This is a genomic window from Halarcobacter sp. (assembly GCF_963676935.1).
In the GTDB taxonomy this organism is placed as follows: Bacteria; Campylobacterota; Campylobacteria; order Campylobacterales; family Arcobacteraceae; genus Halarcobacter.
This window is the reverse complement of the sequence record NZ_OY781470.1, coordinates 1,116,171-1,121,423: the sequence shown is the minus strand read 5'-3', so window position 1 is coordinate 1,121,423 and position 5,253 is coordinate 1,116,171. Positions and strand designations below refer to the sequence as shown.

General features: G+C 29.8%; 3 protein-coding genes. All 3 read right to left on the bottom strand.

The features are described from left to right. Positions 1-178 precede the first annotated feature (178 nt). From ACKU4C_RS05590 to carB, 3 genes are read right to left on the bottom strand one after another with little or no spacing between them, the layout of a single operon-like run. On the bottom strand, positions 179-1,486 hold the full coding sequence (locus ACKU4C_RS05590) for an ATP-binding protein (protein ID WP_321315166.1): 1,308 nt from the start codon (positions 1,484-1,486) through the stop codon (positions 179-181). Then, complete coding sequence (locus ACKU4C_RS05585) at positions 1,486-1,929, bottom strand: Sua5 YciO YrdC YwlC family protein (RefSeq protein ID WP_321315164.1); 444 nt, start codon at positions 1,927-1,929, stop codon at positions 1,486-1,488. The genes ACKU4C_RS05590 and ACKU4C_RS05585 overlap by 1 nt, the downstream gene beginning before the upstream one ends. Further along, on the bottom strand, positions 1,929-5,168 hold the full coding sequence (gene carB, locus ACKU4C_RS05580; protein WP_321315162.1) for a carbamoyl-phosphate synthase large subunit: 3,240 nt from the start codon (positions 5,166-5,168) through the stop codon (positions 1,929-1,931). The genes ACKU4C_RS05585 and carB overlap by 1 nt, the downstream gene beginning before the upstream one ends. Positions 5,169-5,253: the final 85 nt, after the last annotated feature.

The following is a 5,253-nucleotide window of genomic DNA, read 5'->3' as shown; positions in this document are numbered from 1 at the left end:
AAAATATCCTTAATAATCCACATTAATAAAGGATATTATATCAAAATAAAGCCAAGTAAAATATTTTTTTATAAATAAGTTTAAAATAATTATGTTATAAAACATAATTACTTAATATAGCTTTAATAAATAAGAGAGTAAATTAAAATAATATTATGTAATTCAACATAATAATTAACTATTTTATATTAAAAAAAGTGTTTTTTGTAACTATTACGTATTTTTTTTCTAAAGAAGTTTTAAATTTTTCCGATGCAGTTTTAAGTTTACCATATGCAATTTTTGCCATATCCTTATCTTCCCAAAGTATTTGGATAAACGTTATATTTTTTCTATCATATGCAATTAAATCAATTGTATTATTATGATTATCCCACCAGCTACCTATTGCAACTGGTTTATATCCTAAGATAGACTCTTGCTTTATATTTATATAATCCTTAATACATTTTTTATAACTACTAAATACTGTTTTTCTTATAAACTCATCTTGTATTAAAAGACTAACCTCTTTTACTTCATTTTGTTGTAGATCACTAAGATTTGGATAAATATATAAAAACCAAAATTTTAAAGTATTATCACTAATAATATATCTTCCAAATTTTGAATTTTTCTTATCATCATTTATAGGTACAATTTTTTCTATAATCATCATATCAATTAGCTTTTGTAAATATCTTGATAGATAAGTTGATTTTACATCTAAGAAATTTGCAATATCTCCAACTTTTGAATTGCCCTTTGCAATTGCATAAAGGATAGAAGAGTAAGTACCTATATCACCTATTTCTGATTTTAGAATTTGTATTCCATAATCAAATAAATATGAGTTTGAAGATAAAAATAGATTATATATATTTTCAGTAAATTCAGTATTTGGATTATAATACTTTAAATTAGTTGGAGAAGTACCTAAAAGAGAATAAATATATAAATGATCTAATTTATTAACTTTTGGGAAAAACTCTTTTATAGCTAAAAAGCTTAAATATTTAAGTTTAATATTTGAGTTTGCTATTGATTCAATCTCTTTATCTTTTAGCTCTCCATAAAGGATTGAACTAGATACTATCAATTGAATATTTTTTGTTTTTAAATCACTTTTCCAATATTTTAAAAGTTCATTTAAAGCATCTTTATCTACTTTTAATACATTTTGGAAATCATCAAATATTATGATGGCTTTCTTCTCAATTTTTTGATTGTTTAAAAATTTCAATACTTCCAAAAAAGTATTAAATGGTTTTCCTACAGTATTTGTTCCATGAAACTTTATACTTATAGTGTTTGCCATTTGTGTAAAAAACTGAGAAGGAATCATCTCATAATTTGAAAAATATAGCTTTTCTTTATCTTTTGAATACTCATTTAACAGTGTAGTTTTTCCTGTACTTTTAGCTCCAAAAATAAACTCAATTGATGAATTTGGTTTATTATAATTATCTTCTAATATTTTTAGTTCATTTTCTCTTTGTAAAAACATTATCTTATCTTCTTTAATCTGTTTTTTCCAAGTTTATATATAGATGAAGATATATTCTCACTATATCCATCTTTTGTCAAAACTAAAATATCAGAATTTTCATATGCAAAATCTTTATCAAATTTATTTCCGGTAAGGTTTGCTGAAGTTGAGAACTGGCTTCCAAATTTTAATATAAAATCTTTAAAAGGAATATCCTCTTTTATAACTCTAAAAGATTTTAGATTTGGGTATATAAAAGTTGTTTTATTTGAGTATCTTACCCTTTTTCTATGACTTTTAGGAACTCTTGCATTTTTATTTAATGTTGAAAAAGAATCAACTGTTTGAAGTATTTTTTGAGAAAGTGGTCTTTGTTTTATAATTGACAGTTTCTCATCGTCTGCCGATGAGAAACCAACTGTAGTATCAGTTTGAACTAAATATACTTTATTTTTGTCCATTAGTCATTTAAAAATTCTTGGATAGATTTAACACCTATTCCATCTTTGTGTTTTAAAGCTTTCATAGCTTCAACACAAGCTAAAGCTGCTGCTGCAGTTGTAACATAAGGGATACCCTCTTTTAAAACTGCTCTTCTGATGTTTTTACCATCATCTTTTGAAGACTCTTTTCCATCACTTGTATTAAGTGCTAAAGCAATCTCTTTGTTTGTAATAGAGTCAGTAATATTTGGTCTACCCTCAGAGATTTTAAGTACTTTTTCACACTCTATTCCAGCTTCTGTAATAACTTTGTGTGTTCCACCAGTTGCAACAACTGTAAAACCTTCTTCTACTAAGCCTTTTGCTATTTTAGGAGCGAACTCTTTATCTAAATCACATAAAGAGATAAATACTTTTCCTTCTACTGGCAAGTCATTTTTAGCTGCACTTTGTGATTTAGCATAAGAGATACCAAAGTTATCAGAGATACCCATAACCTCACCTGTAGATTTCATTTCAGGTGTAAGAATCATATCTGAACCACTTAGTTTAGTAAATGGGAATACTGCTTCTTTAATAGCAATATGGTCTTTTAATATTGGTTTTAATACTCCATTATCTTCCCAGATTAAGTCACTATTATATGTATCAAGGGCATTTCTTAGGCTCTCTCCCCACATAACTCTAGTAGCAACTTTTGCTAAAGGCATACCAGTTGCTTTTGATACAAATGGAACGGTTCTTGAAGCTCTTGGATTTACTTCGATTAGATAAATTTGTCCTTTATGAATAGCATATTGAGTATTCATAAGACCAATTACACCAAGTCCAAGTGCCATTGCTTTTGTTTTAACTTCAAGCTCTTTGATAAGTTCAGGTGCAATAGAGATTGGAGGTAATGAACAAGCTGAATCCCCAGAGTGTACCCCTGCTTCTTCAATATGTTGCATAATTCCACCAATATATACCTCTTTTCCATCACAAATACAATCAACATCAAGTTCAATTGCTCTATCAAGGAATTTATCAATAAGTACAGGTGCATCATTTGATACAGAAACTGCTTCATCCATGTATTGTTTTAATTCATCAGTTGAGTAAACAATTTTCATACCTCTACCACCAAGAACAAATGATGGTCTAACAAGTACTGGATAACCAATTCTTTCTGCGATTTCAATAGCTTCTTCAACCTCTACAGCTGTTCCATTTTCAGGTTGTAATAATCCAGCTTTTGTAACAAAAGTAGAGAACTTTTCTCTATCTTCTGCTAAATCAATAACTTCAGCAGTAGTACCAATGATTTTTGCTCCAGCTTCTGTTAATGCATTTGCAAGTTTAAGTGGAGTTTGTCCACCAAAGTGAACAATTACACCATCTGGATTCTCTTTTTCAACTACACTTCTAACGTGTTCAAAATCGATTGGTTCAAAGTATAAAATATCCGAAGTATCATAGTCTGTAGATACAGTTTCAGGGTTACAGTTATACATGATAGTTTTTACACCCATTTCATTTAAAGCAAATGATGCGTGTACACAACAATAGTCAAACTCAATACCTTGACCAATTCTATTTGGTCCACCACCAATAATCATAACTTTTTTCTCAGTTGATTTGTTTTCAACTTTTGGTAACTTAGTTACATTTGTAGTTGAATAAAGATATGGAGTTAAAGCTTTAAATTCAGCTGCACAAGTATCAACTTCGTTGTATTCAAAATCTACATCTAAAGCTTTTCTTGCTTCATAAACTTCACTTTCAGATTTACCAATAAGTTTTCCAATCATTGCATCTGAGAAACCATTTGATTTGATTATTCTCATATGAGAAGCATCTGTTAAGATTGATTCATTAATTGATTGTTCTAAGTTATAAATCTCTCTGAATTTTGTTAAGAACCATGGGTCTACAGCACATAATTCAAAAATCTCTTCGTTTGTAAGACCTTTTCTCATACCATCCATTAAGTATCTTAATCTATCAGCATTTGGTCTTCTTATCTCTGCTTTGATTTTCTCTAAATCATCACAAATAGGATCAAACCCTACAAGTCCAGTTTCTAGTGAACATAATGCTTTTTGAATAGACTCATTAAATGTTCTACCCATAGACATAACTTCACCAACTGATTTCATACCTGTTGTTAAAGTAGAATCTGCTTTAGGGAATTTTTCAAAAGTAAATCTTGGAATCTTTGTAACAACATAATCGATTACTGGCTCAAAAGATGCTGTTGTTCCTGTAATATCGTTTTCAATCTCATCAAGAGTAAATCCAACTGCAAGTAGTGTTGCAACTTTTGCAATAGGATAACCAGTTGCTTTTGATGCAAGAGCAGAAGATCTTGAAACTCTTGGGTTCATCTCAATAACAATCATTCTTCCTGTTTTTGGACAGATTGAGAACTGAACATTTGAACCACCAGTATCAACTCCAATCTCTCTTAAAATAGCAAATGATGCATTTCTCATATTTTGATATTCTTTATCTGTAAGAGTAAGTGCAGGTGCAATAGTAACAGAATCTCCAGTGTGAACACCCATAGGGTCTAAGTTTTCAATAGAACATACAATAATACAGTTATCTTTTCTATCTCTGATAACTTCCATTTCATATTCTTTCCAACCAAGCATTGATTCCATAATCTCAATCTCATTGATAGGAGATGCTTCAATACCAGCTTCTGCAAGCTTTTTAAACTCTTCCATATTATAAGCAACACCAGAACCACCACCAGCTAGGGTAAATGATGCTCTACTGATTACAGGAAATCCAATCTCTTTTGCTACTTTTATAGCTTCATCAACACTATACGCATTGGCACTTTTAGGTAAGTCCATACCGATTTTAATCATTGCTTCATTAAATAGGTGTCTATCTTCACCTTTTTTAATTGCATCTGGATGAGCTCCTAAGAACTGTACTCCTTCTAGCATACCTTTGTCATACATTGAAGTTGCTACATTAAGTGCAGTTTGTCCACCCATAGTAGGTAAGATTGCATCAATATTTTCTTTTTCAATTATTTTTGCAACAACTTCTTCTGTAATAGGCTCAATATAAGTTCTATCCGCAAACTCAGGGTCTGTCATGATAGTAGCTGGATTTGAGTTGATAAGTACAACTCTATAACCTAACTCTTTTAATGTTTTAGTAGCTTGTGTTCCAGAATAGTCAAATTCGCAGGCTTGTCCAATAATAATTGGGCCTGAACCAATAAGTAAAATAGATTTTATGTCTTCTCTTTTTGGCATTTAAGTTCCCCGTATAATTTCGTATAATTTCCATGTTAAAAATCCGCATAGTATATCTAATAAGTGCTTAAATTTTTGTTAGAAA

Excerpts from the sequence above, each read along its gene's own strand:
- ACKU4C_RS05590 (WP_321315166.1), bottom strand. The coding sequence starts at position 1,486 with ATGTTTTTACAAAGAGAAAATGAACTAAAAATATTAGAAGATAATTAT.
- ACKU4C_RS05585 (WP_321315164.1), bottom strand. The coding sequence starts at position 1,929 with ATGGACAAAAATAAAGTATATTTAGTTCAAACTGATACTACAGTTGGT.
- carB (WP_321315162.1), bottom strand. The coding sequence starts at position 5,168 with ATGCCAAAAAGAGAAGACATAAAATCTATTTTACTTATTGGTTCAGGC.